This window comes from Ruminiclostridium cellobioparum DSM 1351 = ATCC 15832 (genome assembly GCF_000621505.1).
In the GTDB taxonomy this organism is placed as follows: Bacteria; Bacillota; Clostridia; order Acetivibrionales; family DSM-1351; genus Ruminiclostridium; species Ruminiclostridium cellobioparum.
Genome location: NZ_KK211291.1, coordinates 103,149 through 129,370, shown reverse-complemented (window position 1 = coordinate 129,370; position 26,222 = coordinate 103,149). Strand labels below are relative to the sequence as shown.

Sequence of the window (26,222 nt, the reverse complement as noted above, 5' to 3'; positions counted from 1 at the left end):
CTCACTTCTTATCCTTCCTAAAAATTAAGATATATTGATGATGAATGTTTTCAACGTAAGCGAATGGGTAGCCATACGGTAGCAGAGTTTTGTGATTTTGTAAAAGGACTTTCACACCTTGTAGCGTTAATCGATACCCATCACTGGTTTCTCTGCAATTCATGGCTTGAATTAAGTCACTATGGAAACTTATAAACTCAGATTTATTTCTAAAATCTGAAACAACCAAGCACATATATTTTTTAGGGCGAAGAACGCGAGCACATTCGAGAAACACATCATCCACTATAATATTTAAGAAATCTTTATAGCTACCTACGTTAGCTAAATCGTTTTCATCATCCTCAGAGTAATTTGTTGCAAGGTTGTTGGCAATGCGTTCCTTCTTAACCTTATAATCAGCTTTTTTGTTAAGAATAGACCAGTAAGGCGGACTCGTTATCATAAAATCAAACGAACTATTCTCAAATCCTTTTAATATTCCTCGTGAATCACCCAATATGAATTCATGTTTAGTTGAGGTACCTTCACCAACCTCAGTCTCAAGGCGCTCCATAGCCAAGTCGTTCCACTTCGGCTGCAACTCAATGCTTGTGCAGAAACGGCCCTCCAGTTCACATGCTTTGGCTGTTGAACCTACACCTCCAAATGGGTCAAGCACTTTCATGCCTTTTTTGGTAAAGAAGGTTATTAAGTGCGAGACATCTTGAAAAGAGTATGGTGCAGGATGCTGCCGTTCAACCTTCGCATGAGGGTGCTTTGATCCGAGCCCTTTTTGAAAGAAAAAACTCTTAGTCTCTGGCAACCATTGTGATCCATTCAAATCATTAAGCATGTTACGTGGATCAACGGGTTTGTTTTCTGATTCCGGAGATGGCTTATGTTCTTCCTCTAGCGTATTATCAAACAATGACTCTTGATAGTACTCACGAACCATTGAACTGTTACTAGAAGATTCGGTTTTGTTTAAGTAGGGGTTTTGGGGAGCAATGATGCCTTTGCTGCTTTCTTTAAAATCTTCTAGCTGAGTAACGTCAAAGCGACGTTGTCCACCGGGTGTTTTAGTTGGCTGAAGAAGTCCTTGTTCTATCATTCTATAAACAGTGGAAATACTTACACCAAGTAACTCAGCAGCCTGTTTTGTTCCTACAATTTTATTGGACATGTTAATCTAACCTTTCATATGCTATTATAGTCATTAGAAATTGTATATTAAAAGGCAAGACTTGTCAACACTATTCATCACTTTTCACTTTGGATTATTTCATCGGCTCAAGTATACCAAGTGTTTTATCGCTTAAGTTGACTTTTCCGTCCAACTGCCACTCGATAGCAGGCCGCAAACTCATGTTGTCATAGTCGATGTAATATGTAACATCATCTGGGATTAATAAGCATCCGTTCCAATTTAAAATCATCATTGCACCAATCGTGATAGTGCTAATATGAATGTTTTCCACTGTTTTTACATCTTTTATAACTTGCCAATAACCCTGTCTTGCATTGGGAAGCTGCAAACAGACAACCAGCGCCTGATTGTCATTCTTATCAATTCCATAACGAGTATGCAGAACAGCGATATCGTCCAATATACCACGTGCAGCATCCAAAGTGTCGCGTCCAAATTCTATCTCTACGGCACCGAAGCTATTATCTGAAGCAGAATATACTGCATCCATTCTGGTATAGACATCCCCAATCCTTCGCATAGCACTTTTGCATCCGAGTGAAATTAAAAGATTGCGACCAATAGGATTATGATAAATATTCTTGATACTAAGCAATTTTGCATAAATCTTATCAAACAGCTCATCAGACTCTTTGATTAACACTCCACCCCTCGGCTTATTGATAAGGGTTTCAAGTTGCTCCTTTTGAAATTGTATAGAGTATGTACTGGCTTTTACCCTGGTTGTGTTGTCTGATGGAGTGGTACAAACTTTAACCTCCTCATCATAGTAAATTGCCCCAACAGGGCATCTACGCATACATATACCGCAACAAATACACTTATTTGTGTCAAAAATGGGACTGTCCTTATCAGCATTCCAAGTAATTGCATCAACTGGACATACGCTTAATCTTCTGTCATTGGTGAAGTTTTTTACTTCTGAGCACTCAATGTCGGACTCGTCAAAATACATACAACGTGGATTGACACAGTTGAGGCACGTACTTTTGCATTCTATTTCATCGTTAAAGTGGTGTGTTGCAGGAGCACCGGGTTTATATACGATTGCTATTGGCATCTCATTCAAGACCGAGAGGTTCTTGCGATTTACAGTTTCCTTAAATATTTGCATTTGCTAACCCCTCCAATGAATACAATTTTTCTTTATCAAAAGTTTTTTTATCAGTCAATATACTGACCGATATGGACAATAATGATTTTAAATCTATTACGCCAATACTATATCCATAGGTTGCCTTAAAATCCGCTATCAGTCGGTTTACTTCTGCACGCTCGTTAGGCATATAATAACCCACTGCAAGTGTTGTAACCTCTGGTGTTGTAACATGGGTTTTTCTTGAAAGTAAAATAATTTTATTCTCCAGAGCTTGTCGTATCGCCTTGATAGATAAAAACTGTTCTTCCGTCGGAGACTTAATTTCAATTGGAATGCTCCTGATGGGATCATCTATTATCGCGTCCCATCTGGCTCCGTTGTCTCCAGGCCTTGAAAACGAGCAATTGAACCCCATAATTTTGAATAGTGTCGCTATTAACGGATAGAAGGTTATCTGAGTAGCATCTATATAATAATCAAAGAGCTCATTTACGATTTCTCCGCTACTGTAACCATCTGAATAAAGTTTATTAACCGTTTTGAGAAACTCTTGCTCTTCGTCTCTGCCAAGAAGCTCGATTGACACTTCATGAGAAATATTCAAATCCCAAATATCCGTATTTGCTAAAGCCTCACGAACAGCAACTGCACTTTCAAATGTCCCGATGCTTAGGCGTGATTCAGTGCCAACATCCATCTGAATTCCAAGTGCTTCTTCTACTTGCTTACGCCTAAGCGTCTGACATGGCGAGAACAACAATTCTTTGCCTTGAAGTATGCCTTCGCAAATTACTTTGTCGGCTCGAATTATCTCATCAACGCTGGACATGTCATATCCAGAACGTTCCAGCATTGAGTAAGTGCCAAGCCGAATCAAGGCTTGTTGCACATTCTTTTCAAGTTTTAAGTATTTATCAAGGCGTAAATCATACATCACTTTGATCGCATCGTATGTTTCAATGCCATGTTGTGTTATTTTAAGGCATGCCATAGATTTGCCATACAAAGAACTATCATTTATGCTTTCCACCCAGCCACAGCTTTTCATGAATGCAATGGGCAATCGCGTGCAATTATCTACTGGCGTCGGCTTCATACGAAGGCTTACTGCTAAATCAAGGAATGCTTTATTCAATCTCTTTTGACTTCCTCGGATTGAACGAATAAAAGCAATCATATTTTGATATGCTTTTTCATCCTCATCGTCCACACTCATCGGCCCTAAGCATAGCTCATGTTTATACATAATGCCGTCCAAATCAATAAAAGTTCTAAGAGCGCATTGAAAAAAACGTAATTTCTCGTTGTAGCTCATATTATCTGTAAGCTGCGTTGGATTATTAATTCCAAGTACGCATTGTTCATATAGCCGAGAGCAATCACCTGTAGAAAGTGCTATGTGGGCTCCTATGTACGTAAAAACTAACGGGTAGGAAGAACTTTCGCTGTATGGAGTAACCCATCCAAGCATACGGAATACCTCTGCATACATTTTTGCATTCATTTTTGCTGAGTTCATGCTTTCTTGTTCAGTATTGCTAAGTCTCAAAGCATCATCGCCAGCATACCCGTATGCTGTCATTAACCTTCCCTGTGCAATTACAACGGCCATGTCATCTAAAGTAAAATTCTCTTGACCACTGAGTGCCTCATAAAGTTGCTTTATAACTTGTATTTGTGTGGAATATTGTGTTCCAGGGTTTCTAAATCTAATCATAATTTTCCTCCTTAGTTGTTGTGGGTTATGTTTTATAGGTCTTTAAATAATTCACTCAAGGAGACACCTAATCCATCAGCAATTTTCTTTATATTGCAAAGAGCAATATTTCTCCGACCAGCTTCAACAGAGGCGTAGTAAGTTCTATCCATTCCAATCTTTAATGCAAACTTCTCTTGGCTGAGGCCAGTTTTATTACGCAACTCTTTGATTCTATTACCGAAATCTACTGTAATCATAGAGATACACCTCCATATTAATATATATATAAGTAAACGGACTTTGAAACAACGGACTATAAGTAACAGAAGCATAAAAGAAAACCAAAGCATAGATATTCAGCGCTTCGGATGCTGCTTGAAAACTTCAACTCCTATACGAAGTATTCCGCCAGTAGGGTATTCATATTTACAGTAAATGCGATTTTGAGAGACTACCTACATATGCATACAAAAACGGCAATCTCAGACTTGCTAAGGTTTACTATATGAAAAATCTGAATAACCACTTGGAACTGTATATGGGCAGTCTTACAAATCGCTTGCGGCCTACTCCGGCGATGTGATTTTAAATGACTCTTAAAGAAAGCATAGCCACCGGTGTTTGACAGATATATGCACACTCTCACCAACGGTGACAAGGCCACAAAAGATTTCCGATGAGCGTTTTTCCAAGATGACTGCCAATTACGAAGCCAGCATACCCTTGAAAGCCGAGTGGCAGAACTGAAATCCACCATGATTGCAGAAAAGGAAAGCGTACTTAATGTAAACCACTTTCTCGCTTTGGTAAGAAAGTATACAGGCATACAGGAGCTCACAGCGGAGATTATCCAGGAGTTCATTGAAAAAATCTATGTTTACAAGGCAGAGCGCATTGATGGTAGACGAGTACAGTGTATTAAAATCGTTTATAACTGCATTGGCGAGTTTGACCTACCGGTTTCTACATCCGCCCCAGAACAAGAAAATCAGCATAGTCAGCAATACATACCAAACTATGCCGATTTTTTTCTGGGATTAAAAATCCCTAAGACGCACCCTCTAAGGGCAGTGTTTTGTTTTGCCTTACTATTTAATCCGGATTAATCCAGAATTTTTCTCAGAGCCTCATACGCAATTGTAAACGCCAATTCCCCATCGGTCATTGCCCGCTTGTCTGCATTTTTTTCCAGGCTTTTGAGTGCGGCAAACTCTGCCAGATGGGGCTCCAGGCTCAAAAAGCCCGAATATCCCTTGGCCTCCAGCTTTGCAAGGATTTCTCCGACTTTGCCGTCCCCTTCACCTGCCGGAGTGACCTCTCCATTTTCAAAGAGTGCATCCTTGATATGCACATATTCTATATAAGGTTCTAACATTTCATAGGCCTTAATGGTATCCTGCCGGCACTGTACAAAATTTGCGAAATCGAAGGTACATTTAAAGTGGTCGCCGTAGAATTTTTCAAACAATTGCAGGCAGCGCACTGCATTATCCCCATAAATATCCTTTTCATTTTCATGAAGCAATACCACACCCTGTTTCCCTGCATAAGCAATCAGGCGCTGCAATCTTTCGAAAACCTCTCCCCGGTATATTTCCGGTTCCTCACCTTCCGGCATGAAAAAACTAAACATTCTGATATAGGGTGTTTCCATGATCTTTGCAATTTCAACCACTCTTTGGTAAGTCTTAAAATGAGGTTCGAAATCATCAGTGATTTGGATCTTTCCGACCGGAGAGCCTATGGCCGATACCTGGATTTGATTATCTGAAAGATAATCCTTCAATTCCTTTGCCTCCTCCGGGGTAAAATCTGAAATATTTTTCCCATTGGCACTGCGCAGTTCTATATGGGAAATTCCCAATTCCTTTAGCAGCTTTACCTGTACTGTTATATCTTCATTGATTTCATCGGCAAAGCCGCTGATTTTTGAATTTTTTAACATCTTTTGCCCTCCGCTTCAATATTTTGTAAAATTAACAGCTTATTTTGACCCATAACTACCTTCGGTATTAAAGGTAACTTCCTTTACCTCTTTTTTCAATCCGGAGGCTTTACGGCGCTTATCCAGCTCCTCGAGGAACAGCTCTTCATCAAAGGGTATCTGAACCGCTTTACCCAGCCAGCTGGATAAATGCATGGCATTTGAAAGAGTAAGCCCGTTTATGCCTTCCGCACCTTCGGCTACCAGAGGTGTGCCATGGAGTATCCTTGCCGCAAATGCGTTAAGTACTCCCATATGCTGCGGATTTGCTCCGTCGGTTTCAAGCTCTACACAACGCCCCTCAGGCTTTTTGAAACCTTCGGCTGCCGTATGGCAGTGTTCTCTTTCATTTGTATCCAGCATATATAATGTTAACCCGTCATCCTCACAAACCAGCTTTCCTTTTTCCAGAGTGATCTCAAACCGGTTTGTCCCCGGTGCATCTGCCGTACTTGTGACAAATACTCCGGTGGCTCCATTGGGATATTCCAGGTAGGCCGTCACATCATCCTCGACTTCAATTTCATGCCATTTGCCGTTATGGCATTTCGCCATCACCGTTGACGGCATCCCGCATATCCACTGCAGCAAATCCAGGTTATGGGGACATTGATTCAGCAAAACTCCCCCGCCTTCTCCCGACCAGGTTGCTCTCCAATCCCCGGAATTGTAGTACGCCTGCGTACGGTACCAATCGGTTATTATCCAGTTTACACGCTTAATTGCTCCCAGTGTGTCTCCCTGGACCAGCTCATGCATCTTGCGGTATAAATGATTGGTTCTCTGATTGAACATTATTGCAAATATACGGTCAGATTTTGCAGCAGCCCGGTTCATTTCACGAACCTGTTTTGTATACACTCCCGCAGGTTTCTCGCATAAAGCGTGCTGCCCATGTTCCAGAGCCTTGATCACCAATCCCGGATGGTCGTAGTGAGGTGTTACGATAAACACGGCATCGCATAAGCCGGATTTAATCAGCTCATCCCCATCCTCAAATATTGTCACGGTATCGGGCAGATTCTCTTTTGCCCAGGTTCTCCTTGTTTCCCTGATGTCGGCGACAGCACGCAGCTCCACCTCTGGCGCCTTGCCCTCCAGGATGTTCACACAATGATTGCTGCCCATGTTGCCAACTCCGATAATTCCGATTTTTACTTTGTTCATAAATTTCTCCTTACATTATGAAGAATTAATTGTATTATATAATAAATGGAAGAGGCTATGCTTTTATTTTGGAAAAGCATAGCCTCTTGACTTTTAGCTGTATAGCCTGTAATCCGGCAAGCCTTTACACCCTGTCTGCATTGTATTTATTTTACAAGCTCAAGTGTTTTTACGATTACAGTTACCGCCTCTGCCCTTGTTGCATTGTCCAAAGGCCTGAAGCTGTTGTCGGGATATCCTCCTATGATTCCGTTCTCTTTAGCTGTGTTTATTGCACTGGAGGCCCACGGTGATATGTCCGACTTGTCAGTAAACACCGCCTCATCATTTGCCTTTGTGAGTTTCGCTGCATTTACCACCATAACCATCATCTGCTCCCGGGTTATAATTTCGTTGGGCCGGAAAGTGTCATCGCTATAGCCTGCAATTATTCCATAAGCACTTGCCGTGGATATGTAATCCTTTGCCCAGTGTTCCGAAGTATCTGTAAAGGCTTTTCCTGTCTTTGCGGAAAGTTTTAATGCATTAATGAGGATTGTGATGAATTCCGCTCTTGTAATTTTCTTGTCAGGCTTGAAGCTTCCGTCAGGATAACCTTTTATTGCTCCCAGAGCAACCAGTTTGTTTATGTTGGCTTCGGCCCAGTGTCCACTGGTATCCGTCAGGTTGACTGCCGTTTCAGGTTCGTGTGTTGTATCCGGTGTTTCAGGAGTTTCAGGCGTCTTTGGTGTCTCAGTTCCGCTGCTTCCACCACTGTTTCCGCTGCCACTGCCGCTTCCTCCGCCATTGTTTCCACCCGAAGGTACATCTGCCGGTAATACAGTAACCGTACATTGTCCAAATATATTACTATCCGATACGCTTGTTGCTATTATTGTGGTTGTACCCGGCCCAACCGCAGTTATCACACCGCTTGCCGATACCACCGCAACGACTGGATTTCCGGAGCTCCACAATACATTTGTATTGGAAGCATTTTCAGGAACCACTGCTGCAGTCAGCTGTTGAACTGCTCCAACTCTAATACTGCCTATAACCGATGGAGTGACAATGATTCCGGTGACCGGAACAACTGCCGCTTCCCTGGTAACACTTATACAGTATTCGGCAACCGTACCGTCCTGTGCCGTAACTACTACCGGGATGTCGTTAACTCCCACCTCAAGCTCTACATTTATTACCGCTCCCGATACCGCAGGCACACCGTTGACAGTCAGACTGCCGTATCCCGGAGCTCTCACTATGGGGGTAATACTTATACTGGATACGCTGTTTTCCACACTTGCCGTATAGTTTCTGTTATCCGGTGTAAATGCCGGTGACAGGGTTCCCCGGCTTATTATAAGGTTGCTTAATGCAGCATCGCCGCTTTGAGCCGCCTCTCTTGTAACACTTATAACATACATGTCGTCGGTTCCGTCCTGTGCCGTAACCACTACAGGTATGTTGTTAACTCCTGTAGCAAGTTCCACAGTTATTGCCGCTCCCGACACTGTGGACACACCGTTTACAGTCAGACTGCTGTAATCCGGAATTCCCACCGCAGGAGTAATTTCTATACTTGATATATCGTGTGCAACATATGCTTCATAGTTCTTATTGTCCGGTGTAAATGCCGGTGACAGGGTTCCGGGGTTTATTTCCAGATTGCTCAGCATGTCAATGCCGCTCTGGGCTGCCAGTCTTGTAACACTTATAACATAGGTCTCACTGGTTCCGTTCTCTGCCGTAACTACTATGGTAATGTTGTTAACTCCCACTGCGAGGGCCACACTTCTGCCTTCTCCAGACACTGCGGGCACATCATTTACAGTCAGGCCCGAGTATCCCAAAAATGCAGCTGTTGGAATAACCTGTATGCTTGATATGCCGTTTTCCACACTTGCCGTATAGTTCTTATTGTCGGGTGTAAATGCCGGCGACAGGGTTCCCGGATTTATTTCCAGGTTGCTTAATGTGGCGTCGCCGCTCGCTTCGGCTTCTCTTGTAACATTAATAACATATGTGCCGGTTGTACCATCCTGTTCTGTAACCACTACCGGGATGCTGTTGACTCCCACTGCAAGTGCCACGGTTTTTGCTTCTCCCGACACCGCGGGCACGCCGTTTACAGTCAGGCCGGAGTATTGTGGGAACGCCGCTGTCGGTGTGATATCGATGCTTGTTACATTGCTTGCAACGGTGGCCGTATAGTCCTTATTGCCTGATGCAAATGCAGGTGACAGGATTCCGGGATTTATCTCCAGGTTGCTCAATGTGGCGTTTCCTATTACGTATGGCTCTTTTTCAACATCCACATATGTTTTACCGGTATTGAAATCTGCTGCGTAAAATTCTATTTTGCCTATATCTGAAACAGGTGTTCTGAGTGCACCCTGGGTAACCTTTTTAACACCATCAATATAGAAATCAAATAAATCTGTGTTGGTATTTATTACCAGTTTCAGATCATACCACGTACCTGCCGTGAATGATTGTATTGTTTTCCAGCCTCCGTTGTATGCCTTGATGCTGCCGTTATCAAATTGTATGGTTTCGGCATATGTAACTCCATCACTGCTGTAAACATATGGCAGACACCACAGATTTGAGGTAGCCTCTCTCCTGACTTTTGCCTCTACTACCACTATACCGCTTAAGGGGCTGAAGGTCTTATACAATGAGGTCTTTGAGCCGGTAGCAGTACCGGTCTTATTAAGCATTACACTCTTGTCGGCAGCACTTGGAACCTCTTCCACCGTTACCGTACCTACGCTTGTGTCTACGTTCCAACCCAGAGGTGCGGCGCCGGTAGGCATGATATTAAAGTTATCATGGCTGTGATCTGCATCTCTTGTGATGACAATTGTGTATGTGGCAGTTGTGCCGTCCTGTGCCGTAACTATCACAGGGATATTGTTTTCTCCCACCTCAAGATTCACAGTGCTTACAGCTCCTGATGCCGAGGCAGTACCGTTTACAGTCAGGCCCTGGTATGCCGGTGAGGCAGCTGTCGGTGTAATATCAACACTTGTAACGCTGTTTGCCACCATAGCCGTATAGTCCTCATTATCCGGTGTAAATGCCGGTGTCAAAGTACCCTGACTTATTATCAGACTGCTTAATGTGGCGTTATTGCTCAGACCTGCCTCTCTTGTGATGACAATTGTGTATGTGGCAGTTGAGCCGTCCTGTGCCGTAACTACCACAGGGATACTGTTTTCTCCCACCTCAAGATTTACACTGCTGGCTGCTCCCGACACCGCAGGCACACCATTTACAGTCAGGCTCTGATATCCTGAAGTTCTCACTTCCGGTGTAATGTCTATACTTGCTGCACTGTTTGCAACAATGGCCGTATAGTTTTTATTATTTGATGCAAATGCCGGTGATAAGATCCCCTGGCTTATTGACAAACCACTTAGTGCAGTATCGCTTATTTCACAATACGGCTCGTTTTCAATATCCACATAAGTTCTGCCGGTATTGATATCTGCCGCATAGAACTCTATTTTGGCTATCTCATCAACAGGGTTTCTAAGTGTACCTTGAGCAAGTTTTAGGATACCGTCTATATAAAAATCAAATTTATCGGTATCGGTATTAATTACTAATTTCAGATCATACCACGTACCGGCAGTAAAAGGTTGTATGGTCTGCCAGCCTCCATTGTATGCCTTGATACTCCCATTATCAAATTGTACGGTTGCCGCAAACGTAGTTCCGTCACTGCTGTAGACATAAGGCAAACACCACAGATTTGAGGCTGCTTCCCTCATGACCTTGGCCTCAATTGTAACTTTACCGCTTAAGGGGCTGAACACCTTGTACATGGATGTCCTCGGGCCTGTAGAACTGCCTGTTTTATTAAGCAGTACACTCTTATCGGCGGCACTTGGAACCTCCTGTACAGATACCGTACCTACACTTGTATCAATGGTCCATCCCAAAGGCGCGCTGCCGGTAGGCATGGTGTTAAAGTTTTGGGAATCTTCAGGTACTAATCTTAAGATGTCTATTTTATATGTGGAAATTGTACCATCCTGTGCTGTAACTACCACAGAAATACTGTTTGCTCCAACAGCAAGATTCACGCTGCTGGCTGTTCCCGACGCCGAAGGCACACCGTTTACAGTCAGGCTCTGATATGCCGTTGATGACGCCGTTGGTGTAATATCTATACTTGATACACTGTTGGCGACAATGACTGTATAATTCTTATTATTCGGGTTGAATGCCGGAAACAAAATTCCATCACTTGTTACCAGGCTGCTCAAGTTGGCATCACTGCTTTGGAATATTGCTCTGGTAATCTCTATTGTATATGTGGCAGTTGTACCATCCTGTGCCGTAACTACCACCGGAATGCTGTTCAAGCCTTCTGCAAGGTTCACTCTGCATACGGCTCCCGATGCTGTGGGTACACCGTTTACAGTCAGGCTCTGGTAATCCTGAGAGGCCACTGTCGGTGTGATATCCATGCTGGAAACATTGTATACAACATTGCCTGCACTATAATTCACAGTACCCGGCGCAAATACTGGCGACAAGGTACCCTGGCTGATTACCAGCCCGCTTAATGCGGCATTGCTTGCCGAAACCGGCTCACTTTCAATGTCCACATACGTATCTCCCGCATTACCGTCTGCCGCATAGAATTCTATTTTGCCTATGTCATCAACGGCATTTCTGAGTGCAGACTGAGTGAGCTTCTGCTCCTCATCCACATACAGATCAAATTTATCGGTATCGGTATTTATTACCAATTTCAGCGTATACCATGTACCCGGCATAAATTCCTGTACCGTTTGCCATGACCCATCCCCGTATGCCTTGATAAAACCATTGTCAAATATGACAGATGCAGCCAGGATTCCGTCACTGCCGTAGATGTCAGGCAAACTCCACAAACCTGCGGTACTCTCTCTTCTGACCTTTGCTTCTATTGTCACTGTACCGTTCAAGGGATTAAACTCCTTGTACATGGACGTTTTACTGCCCCCGGCTGTGTCGGTTTTACTCATCAATACACTCTTATCGCTGGAGCTTGGAACCTCCTGTACCGTTATGGTACCTCCGCTGGTGTCCAGGTTCCAGCCCAGAGGCGCACTGCCGGTAGTCATGGTATTAAAATTATCGGCTTCCATCAGCCGGATATAATCTATGCCTGACATGTAACCCGAAGAAGACGGATTCTTGCCGGTCACCGTAAACCTGAAGGAATGCATGCCTCCGCTCAAAGTCTTTGTGCCCAGATCAACCTCATAATATCCATCCCCCGAGGCATACTGGTCAAAGGGCAGACCCTGGTTGGTTCCATCGATTGACAGCTGGGTAATGGCACGGCTGGTGCTCCTTTTAATGCCAATCTTAATATTGTAGGTACCTGCAGCTGCAATGTTGACGTTATTATATTGAATATATTCATTCACTCCCTGAAGATCAGCCTTGCTCCAGAAGTCATTGCTTGCACCGACAAGCTCCTTGACGGCTGACTTTGCACGGCCGGAGGATATGCTGGCTCCGCCGTTATAATTCTCTGCTTCATATATGGTATTGCGGGCAGGTGAAATATTACCGTGAACTCTGATAATAGCTGCCGAATAGGCCAAAGATGTATAATTGAGCAAATTGCCGGTTACACCTGTGGTGGTTGTGCCATAATCAACGCCATAGGCAGGGGTGCTCTGACCAGGACCGTCCTGATCCTCTCTCACGTAGTTGCTGCTCCTGCCGCTTCCATCCCCCGGTGTTACCGGCTTCATATAAGTGACATCCGCTGCGGGAGAAATATCTGTAATTCCGTTCAACACAATTGACGAGTCGATATCATTGGCGGAGTTATTTATAAGTTTGAGAATCAAGTCACCGGTTTCATTGTCTTTTCCTGCAACGACAACAAGTTCCTTATCTCCTGTCTGCCTGAAATTCACATTGGTGTCGGCCAGATTCTCGGCCCACATTTTATCTTTATAGTAATAGACGGTTTTAAATACACTGGCATTGTCAAAATCCACCTGTCTCCTCAGTAATGTAAAACATGTGGACTCGGTTATGTCGCCGTTTTTCTCAAATCTGGCCATATCCTTCATGGTATCAACAGCATCTGCTATTGTATGGTCTCTTGAATTTGAACCATATTCTCCGATTTGCACCTTCGGATAGGAAGGGTTGCGGTTGTAGCTGTTCAGGAAATCCTCCCAGCTCCTGTCGTTTCTCGGATAATAATGGTGAATATCAGTTGCATATACCCCGCCCAAACTATCGTTGAAATCATAGAGATTTTCATCTATGCCTCCGGTTACGATAAGTTTTAACTCGGGATATGCCGAATGAACCGCATCATATATTCTCTTGATGTTTTTTCTTGCATCGGGACTGTCTTTTTCCTCATTTCCCAGACCCAGATACTCCAGGTTAAACGGCTCGGGATGACCCATTTCTGCACGCTTTGCTCCCCAGGTGGTACTGGCGCTGCCGTTACAGAATTCCACGAAATCCAATGTGTCCTGTACAAGCTGGGCCACCTTTGGATCATTAGGATTAACAGCAGGTCCTCCGCATTTTACACCTACCGGAAGGCACGGCTGGGCAATTATGCCTGCATCCTCACAGAACTGGAGCCACTCAAACATTCCGAAGCCATTTGTTATATGCTCCTTCTTATTCATACCGTTCCAGGCTGTATTGAAGTACTCTTTACGCCCTTCCACCGGCCCGAGCTGATCTTTCCAATTATAATCGTATGTATGCTGATGTATTATACACCCTCCCGGAAAACGCAGGAACTTCATACTCATATCCTCAAGAGCTTCTCCTACGTCCTTTCTTAAACCATTGGGGCGGTTTTTGTAGGTTTCATCCGGGAACAGTGAAATAAAGTCCAGATAAACATCTCCTGTCCCATTTGCCAGTACTACCAATCTGGCATCCTTATCATTCGAATCCGAAGTAATGCTCCCTGTATATTTGACCCAATCTTCGGTTAGGGAGCTTATAGTTGAGCTGCCATAGGTTATTATGCTGTCGGCGCTCTCCAGGCTTACCGATAAGCCGGAATTAAAATTTGATCCTCTTCTGGCGTAAATTGAATAGTTATAGACAGCTCCCGCTTCCACATTAATCCCGTACCAGCCGGCGTTGGATATTCCAAAGCCGCTTCCTGCCGCGGAGACATTCAGATGTGCATAATGTGTATTGACAGAATTCAGCGGTTCACTGTTCTCAGCAGTTACCTGCCCTTCGGCGCCGCCGCGCATGATCTGATTCCAGCCTGCCAGTGGGGTATTATACGGTGCCTTATCCCCCGGGCCCAACTCAAAGGACCGGTTGAAAACTTTTTCGGCATAATAGCCTCCGTCCATTTGCAGATTCAGGTCTTCCGAGAACCCTCCTATGAGCAGCTGGGAAACCGCATTACCGGTTATATCTGCATTGACCGTGACATTTGCCGTTTTTGTCGCCGCAAATACGGGCCGCCCCACTGCAGTCATACAAAACAACATTGAAACTACCAAGAATAATGATACATACTTTTTGATTTTCACATTACTCCCCCTCACTTTTTTATCCAACAATATAAAATCTTTTTGTGTTTATTTGCTAGCCCTTTATTCCCGTTGTCGCAATACCTTCGACAAAGTATTTCTGGGCAAAGAAAAATATAAGTACACATGGTATTATTGCAATTACAGACATTGCCATAATTTCATTCCAATTTGCAGCAGTGGTGGTGTCCAGGGACATTCTCAGCCCCAGGGCAACTGTATATTTCTTGACGCTGTTGATATATATCATTGAATTGAAGAAGTCGTTCCAGGTCCAGATAAACTGAAATATTCCTGCTGAAAACAGAGCCGGCTTACAAAGTGGAAGTAAAATCCTGACCAGTATGGTAAAGGAATTGCAGCCGTCTATGGTTGCCGACTCATCCAAATCTCTGGGCAAACCTCTGAAAAACTGCACCAGCATGAATATGAAAAATGGGTAGCAGGCAAATAAAGCAGGTATTGTAAACGGCAAATAACTGTTAAGCCAGTCAAAATTTTTAAACAGAATATATCTGGGTATTATTATTACCGCATTGGGCAGCATCAGTGTCGATATCATCAAGGTAAAAAGTATTTTCTTCAAAGGAAACTTGAAGCGCGCAAACCCGTATGCCACCAGTGTGCTTGATATCAATGTAAAAACCACTACCGGAATGACAAGTTCAAATGTATTTACAAAGAAGACTCCGAAGCTGAACTGTCCGCTTCCTTTCCATCCGTTGTAAAATGCATCCCAAACCACGTTCTTTGGTAAGAGGTCAACCGAACCGAAAATTTCATTGTTAGGTTTGAAGGATGACAGGAACAACCATATAAGAGGATAGATCATAAATATGCCGAAGGCACTCAATAGCACGTACATTATGGTTTTTTCGAATATATTGTATTCCTTCTTCACGCTAGAAGTCACCTCCGTCCTCGTAATGGGTCCACGATTGTGATGATTTAAATGTCAAGGCGGTAAATGCCAGGATCAATAAAAACAGAATCCAGGACAATGCAGATGCATATCCCATTTTATAAAATTTGAAACCCTCATCATACAATTTCATGGCATATAAATAGGTTGAGTTCAAAGGTCCTCCGCCGGTTATGACGAATGGCCCTGTAAAGTCCTGAAAAGCATTGACCATCTGCATGATCAGGTTAAAGAAAATTATGGGGGTTAACAGCGGAATAGTTATGGTGAAGAACATCCTGATTTTTGATGCCCCGTCAACAGTCCCCGCTTCGTACAGTTCAGCCGGTATCTGCTTCAAGCCTGCCAGGAATAATACCATTGACGATCCGAACTGCCATACCGTCAAAAGGCCTATTGTGAAAAGTGCCACACTTGGGCTTCCCAGCCAATCTACCGACGGAATATGCAAAACCGAAAGCACTTTGTTTACGACCCCTTCCTTCATAAACAAAAATTTCCATAGTACTGCAACTGCAACACTGCCTCCCAGTATTGACGGAAGGTAGTAAACTGTTCTGAATACATTTACAAACTTCAATTTTATATTCAAAAGCATGGCCACTAACAAAGCAAAAGCAAGCTTCATCGGTACCGACATAAATACATATTTAATTGTAATTCCCAGAGATTGATAGAATAAATCATCGTTTTTAAACATTGAAATATAGTTTTTAAAACCTAAAAAACTGGGTGTATTAGTTATTGAATAGTCTGTAAATGAATACACAAAAGAAGATACAAACGGATATAACTGAAATACCAGGAAACCTATAATCCATGGGGATATATAGAGAAGTCCGATGTACCGCTTTTTCTTGGATGTCGTTGCTGCTTTTATTTTCATTTAAATCACCAATCTTAGTAAATTTTTACACATCTATAGGGTGATAACACATATGCCACCACCCTATAAATATCAGCTTGCCTCAACTGCTTATTTTGCCTTTGCCTTAAGTTCATCCAGCTTTGCCTGAACGCGGTTTGTAAGCTCATCAGCTGCCTGCTCGGGCGTTATTTTTGAGTAAGCGACTTTCTGGCATACGTCCTTTTCGATTTCGAACACTTCAGCATTGCTTAAAGCCACAGGTGGTGCTGCTGCAGGATTTTTTAATGTAAAGTCAACCACTTTGGCTATATCCATATCCACTTTATTGGCGTCCACCAGAACTTTCTTTGCAGTTTCCGATGTCGGTATGGATCTTGAGTCTGTAAGTATCATTGAAGCATCCTGGTCATTCAGGAACCAGTCGGCAAATTTCACAGCCTCATCCACGTCCTGGGATTTACTGTACACACCCAGCAGCATTGAAGGCTTGAACGCAATGGATTGGTCCTTTCCGTCCTTAACAGTTACCGGTTTGGCAACCGCAAAGTTTTCCGGCTTTAAAACATCCTTATACTTTCCGACAGTACCTGACCATTCGAGAGAAGAACCGATCTGTCCATTTATAAATTTCGGCATCTGCTCCAGCTTGGTGTTATAGAGCGCTGACTCACCTAAAGGCTGTGCAGTACCGCTTTCAAATAATTCTTTAATTGTAGTGAAGGCTTCGATCATCTCTTCTTTTGTAGCAGTTACCTTATAATCGTCATTCAGCCAGTAAGCACCTGTCTTTGAACGGATATAAGGGTCAAACACAACTATGGGCAAAGCACTTGGATCAGTGCTGAACAAATATGCCTCTTTATCTTTTGCGTGAATTTTTCTGCCTTCCTCGATAAATTTATCCCAGGTCCATTCAGTATCTACCGACAACCCGTATTTCTCAAAAAATTTCTTGTTGATGTCAAGTCCAAAGCCGTTTGTACCCATTGGAAGCCCTATAAGTTTCCCATTTACCGTGCAGTATTCCTTCAGCACCTTTTCAGGAAATGCTGTCAAATCAACATCTGTTTTAGTGTTAAAGTCAACAAAATTGTCCCCCTGAACTGCCAGATCCTGATTCCAGATATAGTCGAACTGAATTAAATCCGGCGCTGAACCCCCTGCAATCTGTGTCATCAGTTTCTGCTGGTAGCCGTCATAGCCCTGGTATTCTCCCTCGATTGTCACATTGGGATTCTTTTGCTTGTATGCGTCTATGGCCGCAAGAGTGGCCTGGTGACGCGCATCTGATCCCCACCATGCAAATCTCATGGTAATGTTTTTTGCAGGTTCAGATGCAGCTGCCTGCGATGAAGCTGCTGCCTGTCCGGTCGATTGATCCGCCGGAGCATTTGAGCTGCTGCCGCATGCTGAAAATGATGTGCCCAGCAATACCAATATACAAGCCATGCTGAGAAGTCTAACAGGTTTTTTCATATTACTTCCTCCTTAATATTTTATTTTTGAATTATATCAGCAGCCCTTTACATTTTTAAGATACCTGGATTGATATTAGATATCATTAATTGAATTGTTTTTTAAAAGATAATAAAAATATATCATTAATTGATTTTACAAATCAATAAACGACATAATTCTACATAATTTTCTTTATATACTTCCATTTTTATTAATTAAAGATATAATATAATTATCCGAGTTCAACATTTATTTCTCATGTAATCCTTTATAAATAAACTTTTATGGAGGGGCTATGTACAGACTCCTGGTTGTAGACGATGAATTTGAAATTAGGAACGGGTTGTGCAAGTTTTTTCCCTGGAACGAAATAGGTTTTGATGTGGTGGGCCAGGCTGAAAACGGTAAAGCTGCACTTGATTTTATTTATAGAAATTCCGTTGATGTAATACTCTGCGATGTGGCAATGCCTGTTATGACAGGTCTTGATCTCGCGAGAGAACTTAATTCGTCAAAATGCAAGTATAGAATAGTATTTTTAAGCGGATACAAGGATTTCGAATTTGCCCAGAAAGCGCTTGAATACGGTGCTAAAAACTATATTTTAAAATCCACCAATTATAATGAACTGATTAGAGTATTTTCAAAAGTAAAAGCCGAACTGGATGAAGAAGGATCCCATAAAAAAACAAATGAAAAAAAAGCGAATAAATCCGAAACGGAAATGAATTTCAATGAAAAGATAATATCCGTTATAAAAAGCTATGTGGAGTCAAATTTTCGGGAAGTCACCCTTGAAGACCTTACAAACCAGGTACATATGAATCCTGATTATATCAGTAAATTTTTCAAGCAAAAAACCGGGCAGAATTTTTCCGATTACCTGATAGAAGTCAGGATGAAGAAAGCGGCCGAGCTGTTGGACGACATTCGGTATAAAACCTATGAGATAAGTGACATGGTTGGCTACAGCAACTCATTCAATTTCACCCGTACCTTCAAAAATTATTACGGAATGAGCCCCCGTGAATACAGAAATAAAAAATCCGGCCGCCAATAGTCTTACGATAGGATGTATGAAACAAATGAGAAGAAAATTTTTTGTAAAAAACCTGATGCTTTTTATACTTCCCTTATTGATACCGGTAATTATGCTGGGCAGTCTTTCCATTACTCTTACACGCGGCTTTATAACCGATGATATAAACACGAATAACAAAAAAATGCTGCGGCAGGCAAAAGAAAGTATGGAGCTTATTTACAACGAAATAGATTCGCTCAGTTTGAACTTCAATATGAACGCATACATAAGCATAAGACTGAAATATATTTTGGATAACGGTTTGATGGATTACAGCAGCCTGGATGTGCTGAATATTTTTAAAAATATTGTTGATGCTCCCATCAACTCGAAACCATATATCCAATCCATCTACGTATATATTGACAATAAGCAGGGTAATTTTCTTGCTTCGGGTTCGGGAATTTCCAATCTGTCAACTACTGAAGACAGCACCTGGTATGACAGTTATATGAAAAACAGGGACAATAACAACATAAATACATGGGTTGAAATAAGGCATATCAACCTGTATAACTTCATAAACAGACCTGTCAATCTGGTCACAGTCTATAAAAAAACCTATACTTCCGGTTCTAATATTGCAGATGGTGTTATTGTTATGAACATAAAGGGCGATTACATTGACAATATGCTGAGCGGACTGATGACTTACAATGACCAGATGGCATTTACCCTGGATGATGACAACAACATCATATCCAGCAGCGCCGGTTCAAACAAATCGGATATGGGTATTCTGGAAAAACTCAGAAGTCAGACCGGTAATTTTTCCGAGTTGAAGTTTAAAAACAGGCTTTTTGTGGTTTCGCAAATCAATTCCGACAGATATTCCCTCAAGTATATCTCCATAGTGCCAAGACAGACAATTTATAAAGTCCCGAACAAATTATTCCTGATTACAGTCCTTTTTCTGCTGGCTTCCCTTGTTTTAGGGTTTATTCTGTCATACTATTTCACAAGAAAAAATTATAACAACCTGAAGGCCATAATTTCTACAATAGAATCGGCTGAAAACGGAGCCGAGCTGCCGCCGCTCCCTTCGAGAGTCAAAGATGAATACGGGTATATTCTTCAAAATATAATCAAGACCTTTATTGAACAGAGTTATCTCAAAGTTCAGCTTTCCGAAAAGAAATACAAGCTGAAAACAATTGAAATGCTTGCACTTCAGTCTCAAATAAATCCTCATTTCATGTTCAATACACTTAACACCATATTCTGGAAAGCAATAAGTCTTACCGGAGAACAGAATGAAGTCAGCAAAATGATTGACTACCTTGCAAACATACTCCATTTTTCTCTCGGTAACCCCGACAAAACAATTACACTGTCCGAGGAAATCAGTAATACCATAAGTTATATTGAGATCCAGAAAATCAGGTATAAAAATAAGTTCAGGGTTATATGGCAGTACGATGACAAAATAACTCAGAATAAAATCATAAAACTTCTGCTGCAGCCGTTGATTGAAAACAGTATTTATCACGGAATAAAGGGGAAGGATGGTGCAAGCGTCATAAAGATAAAAATCACGGAGGACGATTCACATTTAAAAATAAGTGTATTTGATAACGGCCTGGGAATTGACAGCGGGACACTGGATAAAATAAGAAAAACGCTCAAAGAGAACGGTGAATATTCAGGGCATATCGGCTTAACCAATACAAACAAGCGCTTAAAGCTTACCTATGGTGAAGAATTCGGGTTAAGTATCCGCAGCAAACACGGCCGGGGTACAGGCATATATATTAAAATTCCAATTTCATAGAAAAAATTAAAAGATTACTGCTGATTATACCGGTACTCCCGTACTAACTTCAAAACTGAGAGTCAACTAACCGGCACAACGAGTTAATTTAGATATGATATAAACCAGTAATTTAATCATTTTTCCGGCACGTACTTCATAGTAATAATCCGTTGTTTCTGCCAGCCAGCCCTTATCCCTCCAGAATTTAAAATCTGCAAGGTCCTTCGGCGCCTTTGAATAAGCTCTTTTTTGTTTTACAAATTGCAGAAGTTTAATAAAAGACGGCTTTTCGGGCTTTGTGTCCAGCAGTCTTTCATAAAACATCTCTGTCTTCCTTACCAGCTTATTCATTTCCTTTTTCAGTCTAGTGTCATTCCTCTCGTGGGCCGGCGGAAATGTTACACCCAGCTTTGCACAGGTTATAAAACCCATTGTGCCAAGTGAAAGTGACAAAAGAGCAGCAACAAAGCCCAACCCTACCGCTCCCGTAGACACAACCACCATGGCCTTTTTCCCGTGAAAATCCGGCCGGTGGCAGCGGTAGGCAAACCGGTCCAGAAAGTTCTTCATAATCCATGACACATTGTAAGTATAAACAGGTGATGCAAATATCACCCCGTCAGCCTGCTGCATTTTGAACTCCAGAGTTTCCCTGCCGTCCTTCAGGGGGCATTTTTCCTCCCCCCTTTCAATGCATGTGAAACAGCCTTTGCAAGGCTTGAGATTTGCCGAACCCAGTTGAACATATTCAAATTCTATTCCGGGATTTTTTATATTCAGCTCGTCTTCAATCAGTTTAACAGCCTCATATGTATTTCCATTATTCCTCGGACTGCCTATAACTGCAAGGATTTTCAATTTATCACCTCTTTGAAGCCGGTCCCAATCACTGAATCAGGAGCAGAATTATTGCCAGGACAGTTGATATAACAGCTGTTATGCCAATCTTCATATGAAAATTCAACGAACCTGGATCCCTGAGTCCCTTTGCTCTTATCCATAACCCGCAGATAAGTGTAGATAGCAGCGTGAGCAGCGCTGCGACAGCAATAATGATTGTAACAATTCCCATGTCAATCCCCCATTTATTTTATCAGATTTTGTACTATGGATTTAATAAGGCTGTCCCGTTCACTTTTCAATTCTATATTAATACCGGTCAGCATGTGAAACGCTTCCTGCCTCAGATATATACCCTGCATTGTAACTATCAGCTGAAACGCAATGAGACGCAAGTCAGTTTCTGATTTACTTTCATTGTAGATCTTTTTCAAAACCGGGATCAGATACAGATATATTCTGAAATCACCTTTCAGTAAATCATACTCCACCGAGAGTTTGTTCAGCTTATGGTTCTTCATGGCGGTATCGGACATGGCTATAAGCGTCTCTTCAAGATACTTTTTGGGATTGCTTGAATCTCCGTCCAGTTTTTCAATTATTTCAGCCAGGGATTCCATTTTTCCGGTTACGGCTTCTTTTACAAGATTGTCTCTTGAATTAAAGTGATAGTTTATCAACCCCGTCCCTATTCCGGCGGCTTCAGCAATCCTTCGAACGGTCACATCGTCGGGATTTTCCGTTGATTCCAGTAAATCCATTGTAACCTCCAATATTCTTTTCTTGGTATCGTCCCTCTTTAAGCTCATTTTACAACCTCTTATTCTCTTTTTGAACATATATTGAACATGTTCAATTATATAGAAGATGTTATTAACTGTCAATATATTTTTAATAACCACACTATTTCAAGTAAGCGCTTTGTGTGCAGCCATTGCTTGAAGTTCGTACGGAAGTACCGATATAATCAGTACAATTTTTACCGGTAATATTGATTAATCAATTAGTAATTAAAAAGAGCTTATGGGGTATTTTTTTCTGAACACCCCCTAAGCTCAACAAGAGAACTGAAATTTATTATTATTTATACGGTTTATTTTTCAAATCTGATTGCAATCCTCACTATCTGGGGCGCCGGCATGCTGTCGTGGAAGAACTTTATGCTGTTTATGCCTTTCATGAGATTTACCTTGACTTCCTTGGTTTCTATGATATCCCACCTTGACGGGCCCCAGCCGCTGGTATTGAACAGGACTGAGGTTATGGGCGCGGCACCGTTTACCGATATCATTACCGGCCTGTTCTCACCCGAGCAGTAATCTATGCCGAGCACATATTCTCCCTGCTCATCTGCTTCAATCCGCTCAAATACTATGCTTCCTCCGTTGCCTATGCCTGCTGCTTTCAACTGCTGTGAATTTTCGCAGACAGGAATTATGTCCACCCCTCCTTCGGTTTTTGCCATATCAACCGTATAGAACCTGTCAGGGTTGGGAGCATTGTCTATTAATTCAATTTTGCCCACGGCAGGACCGTCTCCGGAAACTTTGCCTATTTCTATGCTGTTGATACCCTTTCTGAAAGACATCACCACATCAAAGGTACGGAAAACCTTTTTTCCTCCGCTTGCCGGAAGTTCGGCATCCAGCGTTCCTTCTTCCGTCTTCAGGCGGACAGCTGATATGTTCTGAGAAGCATAGGTTATCCTCAAGGTATGCCTGCCGTCTCTTTCTGCCGCAATATTTTCAAAGACAGCTTTATCCTTCAGAACAACCGCCCAATCCCCGTTTTCATATGCCATCAAGGCCGAGGTTCCCTTAAGAGAGGCATTTTCAGCAGTACAGCAGGTTTTCCTGTCACTCATGTAGCCACTGCATACACCTGATTTCAGCTTCACGCTTCCATCACTTATATATACAGCTGCTCCGCCGCAGGCAAGCAGCTCCAGTGTCAGAACATCTCCCCCTGTGATGGTTCTGCTCTCTTTTACAAGCATATTGCCCTCACTGTCGTCCCTGTATATCTCAGCAGTAAATTCACCGGCAGGCAGGAAATCCATAGACAGCTCAATAGTTCTGGCGTCCGCTGTAATACAGCCTATAAACCATTCCCTGCCCACATAGCGGAGCATGGCGGCATACTCTCCCGGAAAGCCTTTCAGCAGCTGCATCCCATCATACCTGGGATACTGGCGTCTCAGATATTCGGTGCCCTTCCAGGCCTCCAGGTGGTATATGGATTCGGAAATATGCTGAACTCCAGACTCATACACTACCGACAATGCCAGCTGATGCCCCTGGGTGGTATTCCTGTTTTCGTTTGAGAAGCCTGTGACGGTGTAATCCATGGGGCCCACTACATTTCTTGTGAACGGAACGGTACAGTTATGGACCGCATCGGGCATACCGCTCCATTTATAATGTTCCAGCCCCATGATGCCCTCTTCCGTCATGAGATTGGGATAGGTTCTCCCTTCCCCTGCAGGTTTGGTACTGCCGTGGAAATTTATCATAAGTTTATGGCCGGTCATTATGTCGGCTATCATATTGTACTGCCACATGGTGTGCTGTGAATCGTTCATAAAGAAGTCCACCTTCAGGCCCACAACACCCCACTCTGCCCACCTTGCTATCTTTTCCGACGCCTTCTCAAAGGTATCCACCGCCTGCATATCCGACCACAGCCAAACGGTAACGCCCTTCTCCCGTGCATAATGGCACAGCGCCTTCACCCAGCTGTCATCCCAGCCCGCATCCACTGTAACGCTTTCAAAGCCCAGTGCCGCCGCAAAGTCAACATACCTCTTCTGCTCGCTGTAAAGCTGTGCACCGTTTTCAAAGGACCACCAGGACCATATGTTTCTGCTGGGCTTGATCCAGGAAGTGTCTTCAATGGCCGATGCCGGATTCAGATTGTAGTTAAGGGTGCTGTTGACCAGTTCATTCAGGGAATCAAAAACACCTATGACCCTCCATGGGCTTTCGAAAGGCAATTTTCCTGTCATGGGCCCGGTCTGCTCGGGTGCAAAGGCCACCGAAAGCTTTCTCTCACCGGCCCCTGTCAAATGGCAGGAACAGTAGCTTCCGCCGGTATTCAGCAGTCCTGCCTCGGTTATCATTATCCAGGACTTCCGGTCATCATCAGAAAACAAGCCCGGCATGCCGTAGTTCCGTCCCTTTGCCTCCAGCCAGCTGCGCTTTCCGTAAGGTGCCTCATAGGTGTCCACCAGTTCCTGGAGCCACATATTGTTATATTGAGGAGCAAAGCTTATTTCTGTATTTTCACTGTAAATTGCAAATTCCCTGCTGCCTTCCTCCCGGCTGCCGGCAGGCAGCTCATACCTGAAGGCGGCTCCGTCGTCAAACACTCTTATTCTCAAAATAAAGGCATGTTTCAGGGTAAACGGGTTCTCAGCCTCAAACAGCAGGCACAGTTCATTTGCGTTGTTATGGTAAACCGATTTTTTACCTGCCGGAATTGAATATTTTTCATCAACAGTACAGGTTAATTGATCTTTCAGGACAAAATCCCGTGAAAAGTCTCCCATACTTGTCTGTATTCCAAGTCCGCAGTCCCTCAATATCTCCGTTTCATACTTTTTCAAAGAGTAGAACAGCCTGTTGTGGCCATTCATATACACACTGAAATTTAATTTGCCGTCGGGCGACTTTATATTCCACATATTTTTATCTCCATTAGTATATTTAAGTATATTTATTGTATTCCCCCATGCCGCGGTAAAATGCGGCCTATTCCTTGATGGCTCCCACTACTATGCCGGTAGTAAAGTATTTCTGAAGGAAAGGATATGCCGCCAGCACCGGAATGGTTGCCACAAACACCTGTGCAGCCCGCGAGGTCCTTTCGGACACAGCTGCCAGAACTCTGGCATCCTGCATTGTCATCAGCTTCACATCCCTGTTTACTATTATGGTCTGCAAATAACTCTGCAAAGGATACTTTTCAGGGGAATTCATCAGTATCAAACCTTCAAACCAGGAATTCCAGTGGGTTACAATGCTGAATAAGACCAGTGTGGCAATGGAGGCCGAGGAAAGGGGCACATATATCTTCCACATTGTGGTCCAGTGGGAGGCTCCGTCAATCAAGGCCGCTTCCTCTATCCCCTTGGGGATTGACTTAAAGAAGTTGGTCAGCAGCACCACATTATATACAGGTACGGCCGAGGGTATGATCAGCGCCCAGAAGCTGTCAATAAGATGCATTTTGCTGATTATCATATACCAGGGTACCAAGCCGCCGCTGAATATCATCGTCACTACAAAAAACCACATGTATATATTCCTGCTTCTGAATTCAGCCCTGGTTTTTGACAGCGGATAGGATACCAGTATGGTAAGGAGCATATTCACAGGCACTCCTGCCAGCACCTTAAGCACAGATATTATAAAGGCCTTCATGAACTCAGGCTTTTCCACCACAAACTTATAGGATTGAAGAGTGAATTCCACCGGCCACAGGGTTACCTTGCCGGCCGCCACAGCAGGGCTGGAGCTCATGGATATGGCAAGAATGTTTATCATAGGGAGCAGGCAGGACAGTGCCGCCAGTACAAGTAGTGAAACATTAAAGACATTGAATATTTTTCTGCTCATGTTGATGTTAATACCTCCCT

Annotated in this window: 18 protein-coding genes; 3 read left to right on the top strand and 15 right to left on the bottom strand. The window is 43.0% G+C overall.

Translation table 11 applies throughout. The annotated features are described in order from the left end of the window. Window position 1: 1 nt before the first annotated feature. The 4 genes from T344_RS0122470 to T344_RS0122455 all read right to left on the bottom strand — a co-directional run bounded on the left by T344_RS0122470 (window position 2) and on the right by T344_RS0122455 (window position 4,244). Window positions 2-1,165, bottom strand: a complete 1,164-nt coding sequence (locus T344_RS0122470; protein WP_034862816.1) for a DNA methyltransferase — start codon at window positions 1,163-1,165, stop codon at window positions 2-4. A gap of 94 nt (window positions 1,166-1,259) precedes the next feature. After that, the gene (locus T344_RS30065) at window positions 1,260-2,303 is read right to left on the bottom strand and encodes a 4Fe-4S binding protein (RefSeq protein WP_051572180.1); all 1,044 of its coding nucleotides are present in this window, start codon (window positions 2,301-2,303) and stop codon (window positions 1,260-1,262) included. Next, the gene (locus tag T344_RS0122460) at window positions 2,290-4,005 is read right to left on the bottom strand and encodes a hypothetical protein (RefSeq protein ID WP_027630565.1); all 1,716 of its coding nucleotides are present in this window, start codon (window positions 4,003-4,005) and stop codon (window positions 2,290-2,292) included. Before T344_RS0122460 ends, T344_RS30065 begins: the two co-directional genes overlap by 14 nt. 32 nt (window positions 4,006-4,037) lie before the next feature. Beyond that, window positions 4,038-4,244, bottom strand: coding sequence for a helix-turn-helix domain-containing protein (locus T344_RS0122455; RefSeq protein WP_027630564.1), 207 nt, complete (start codon window positions 4,242-4,244; stop codon window positions 4,038-4,040). 477 nt (window positions 4,245-4,721) lie between these two features. Here T344_RS0122455 and T344_RS0122450 point away from each other — a divergent pair, with 477 nt between their 5' ends. Beyond that, the gene (locus T344_RS0122450) at window positions 4,722-5,093 is read left to right on the top strand and encodes a DUF4368 domain-containing protein (protein ID WP_242842128.1); all 372 of its coding nucleotides are present in this window, start codon (window positions 4,722-4,724) and stop codon (window positions 5,091-5,093) included. Here the strand turns inward: T344_RS0122450 and T344_RS0122445 are convergent. The 6 genes from T344_RS0122445 to T344_RS0122420 all read right to left on the bottom strand — a co-directional run bounded on the left by T344_RS0122445 (window position 5,090) and on the right by T344_RS0122420 (window position 17,930). Then, the gene (locus T344_RS0122445; protein ID WP_027630562.1) at window positions 5,090-5,932 is read right to left on the bottom strand and encodes a sugar phosphate isomerase/epimerase family protein; all 843 of its coding nucleotides are present in this window, start codon (window positions 5,930-5,932) and stop codon (window positions 5,090-5,092) included. The two genes, T344_RS0122450 and T344_RS0122445, sit on opposite strands and share 4 nt — an antisense overlap. A 39-nt stretch (window positions 5,933-5,971) precedes the next feature. Continuing rightward, window positions 5,972-7,138, bottom strand: coding sequence for a Gfo/Idh/MocA family protein (locus T344_RS0122440; RefSeq protein ID WP_027630561.1), 1,167 nt, complete (start codon window positions 7,136-7,138; stop codon window positions 5,972-5,974). Between the two features lie 146 nt (window positions 7,139-7,284). Next, window positions 7,285-14,664: a cadherin-like beta sandwich domain-containing protein gene (locus tag T344_RS29080; protein ID WP_034862809.1), complete on the bottom strand. Its 7,380-nt coding sequence runs from the start codon at window positions 14,662-14,664 to the stop codon at window positions 7,285-7,287. A 55-nt stretch (window positions 14,665-14,719) separates the two neighbouring features. Beyond that, window positions 14,720-15,565 carry a carbohydrate ABC transporter permease gene (locus T344_RS0122430; protein ID WP_004627846.1) on the bottom strand — a complete coding sequence of 282 codons (846 nt, stop codon included), beginning with the start codon at window positions 15,563-15,565 and terminating at the stop codon, window positions 14,720-14,722. Between the two features lies 1 nt (window position 15,566). After that, entirely contained in the window at window positions 15,567-16,472 is a 906-nt protein-coding gene (locus T344_RS0122425; protein ID WP_027630559.1) for a carbohydrate ABC transporter permease, read from the bottom strand. Between the two features lie 90 nt (window positions 16,473-16,562). After that, complete coding sequence (locus tag T344_RS0122420; RefSeq protein WP_027630558.1) at window positions 16,563-17,930, bottom strand: ABC transporter substrate-binding protein; 1,368 nt, start codon at window positions 17,928-17,930, stop codon at window positions 16,563-16,565. Window positions 17,931-18,207: 277 nt separating this feature from the next. Between T344_RS0122420 and T344_RS0122415 the strand changes: the two genes are divergently transcribed. Both T344_RS0122415 and T344_RS0122410 read left to right on the top strand, forming a co-directional pair. Then, a complete protein-coding gene (locus T344_RS0122415) occupies window positions 18,208-18,972 on the top strand; it encodes a response regulator transcription factor (protein WP_027630557.1) in 765 nt (254 codons plus the stop codon). A 25-nt stretch (window positions 18,973-18,997) separates the two neighbouring features. Next, window positions 18,998-20,764 (top strand): cache domain-containing sensor histidine kinase, encoded by a 1,767-nt coding sequence (locus tag T344_RS0122410; RefSeq protein ID WP_004627836.1) that lies wholly within the window; start codon window positions 18,998-19,000, stop codon window positions 20,762-20,764. 66 nt (window positions 20,765-20,830) lie between these two features. Here T344_RS0122410 and T344_RS0122405 read toward each other — a convergent pair whose 3' ends face one another. The 5 genes from T344_RS0122405 to T344_RS0122385 form a co-directional block, all read right to left on the bottom strand. Beyond that, window positions 20,831-21,604 (bottom strand): flavodoxin family protein, encoded by a 774-nt coding sequence (locus T344_RS0122405; protein ID WP_027630556.1) that lies wholly within the window; start codon window positions 21,602-21,604, stop codon window positions 20,831-20,833. A 28-nt stretch (window positions 21,605-21,632) separates the two neighbouring features. Next, a complete protein-coding gene (locus tag T344_RS0122400) occupies window positions 21,633-21,818 on the bottom strand; it encodes a hypothetical protein (RefSeq protein WP_027630555.1) in 186 nt (61 codons plus the stop codon). Window positions 21,819-21,831: 13 nt separating this feature from the next. Continuing rightward, a complete protein-coding gene (locus T344_RS0122395; protein WP_027630554.1) occupies window positions 21,832-22,395 on the bottom strand; it encodes a TetR/AcrR family transcriptional regulator in 564 nt (187 codons plus the stop codon). Between the two features lie 284 nt (window positions 22,396-22,679). Further along, window positions 22,680-25,268, bottom strand: coding sequence for a glycoside hydrolase family 97 N-terminal domain-containing protein (locus tag T344_RS0122390; protein ID WP_027630553.1), 2,589 nt, complete (start codon window positions 25,266-25,268; stop codon window positions 22,680-22,682). A gap of 67 nt (window positions 25,269-25,335) precedes the next feature. Next, window positions 25,336-26,202, bottom strand: a complete 867-nt coding sequence (locus T344_RS0122385) for a carbohydrate ABC transporter permease (protein ID WP_004623149.1) — start codon at window positions 26,200-26,202, stop codon at window positions 25,336-25,338. Between the last annotated feature and the right edge of the window lie 20 nt (window positions 26,203-26,222).

Excerpts from the sequence above, each read along its gene's own strand:
- T344_RS0122440 (WP_027630561.1), bottom strand. The coding sequence starts at position 7,138 with ATGAACAAAGTAAAAATCGGAATTATCGGAGTTGGCAACATGGGCAGC.
- T344_RS0122470 (WP_034862816.1), bottom strand. The coding sequence starts at position 1,165 with ATGTCCAATAAAATTGTAGGAACAAAACAGGCTGCTGAGTTACTTGGT.
- T344_RS0122400 (WP_027630555.1), bottom strand. The coding sequence starts at position 21,818 with ATGGGAATTGTTACAATCATTATTGCTGTCGCAGCGCTGCTCACGCTG.
- T344_RS0122390 (WP_027630553.1), bottom strand. The coding sequence starts at position 25,268 with ATGTGGAATATAAAGTCGCCCGACGGCAAATTAAATTTCAGTGTGTAT.
- T344_RS0122420 (WP_027630558.1), bottom strand. The coding sequence starts at position 17,930 with ATGAAAAAACCTGTTAGACTTCTCAGCATGGCTTGTATATTGGTATTG.
- T344_RS0122455 (WP_027630564.1), bottom strand. The coding sequence starts at position 4,244 with ATGATTACAGTAGATTTCGGTAATAGAATCAAAGAGTTGCGTAATAAA.
- T344_RS0122395 (WP_027630554.1), bottom strand. The coding sequence starts at position 22,395 with ATGAGCTTAAAGAGGGACGATACCAAGAAAAGAATATTGGAGGTTACA.
- T344_RS30065 (WP_051572180.1), bottom strand. The coding sequence starts at position 2,303 with ATGCAAATATTTAAGGAAACTGTAAATCGCAAGAACCTCTCGGTCTTG.
- T344_RS0122425 (WP_027630559.1), bottom strand. The coding sequence starts at position 16,472 with ATGAAAATAAAAGCAGCAACGACATCCAAGAAAAAGCGGTACATCGGA.
- T344_RS0122415 (WP_027630557.1), top strand. The coding sequence starts at position 18,208 with ATGTACAGACTCCTGGTTGTAGACGATGAATTTGAAATTAGGAACGGG.
- T344_RS0122460 (WP_027630565.1), bottom strand. The coding sequence starts at position 4,005 with ATGATTAGATTTAGAAACCCTGGAACACAATATTCCACACAAATACAA.
- T344_RS0122410 (WP_004627836.1), top strand. The coding sequence starts at position 18,998 with ATGAGAAGAAAATTTTTTGTAAAAAACCTGATGCTTTTTATACTTCCC.
- T344_RS0122445 (WP_027630562.1), bottom strand. The coding sequence starts at position 5,932 with ATGTTAAAAAATTCAAAAATCAGCGGCTTTGCCGATGAAATCAATGAA.
- T344_RS0122385 (WP_004623149.1), bottom strand. The coding sequence starts at position 26,202 with ATGAGCAGAAAAATATTCAATGTCTTTAATGTTTCACTACTTGTACTG.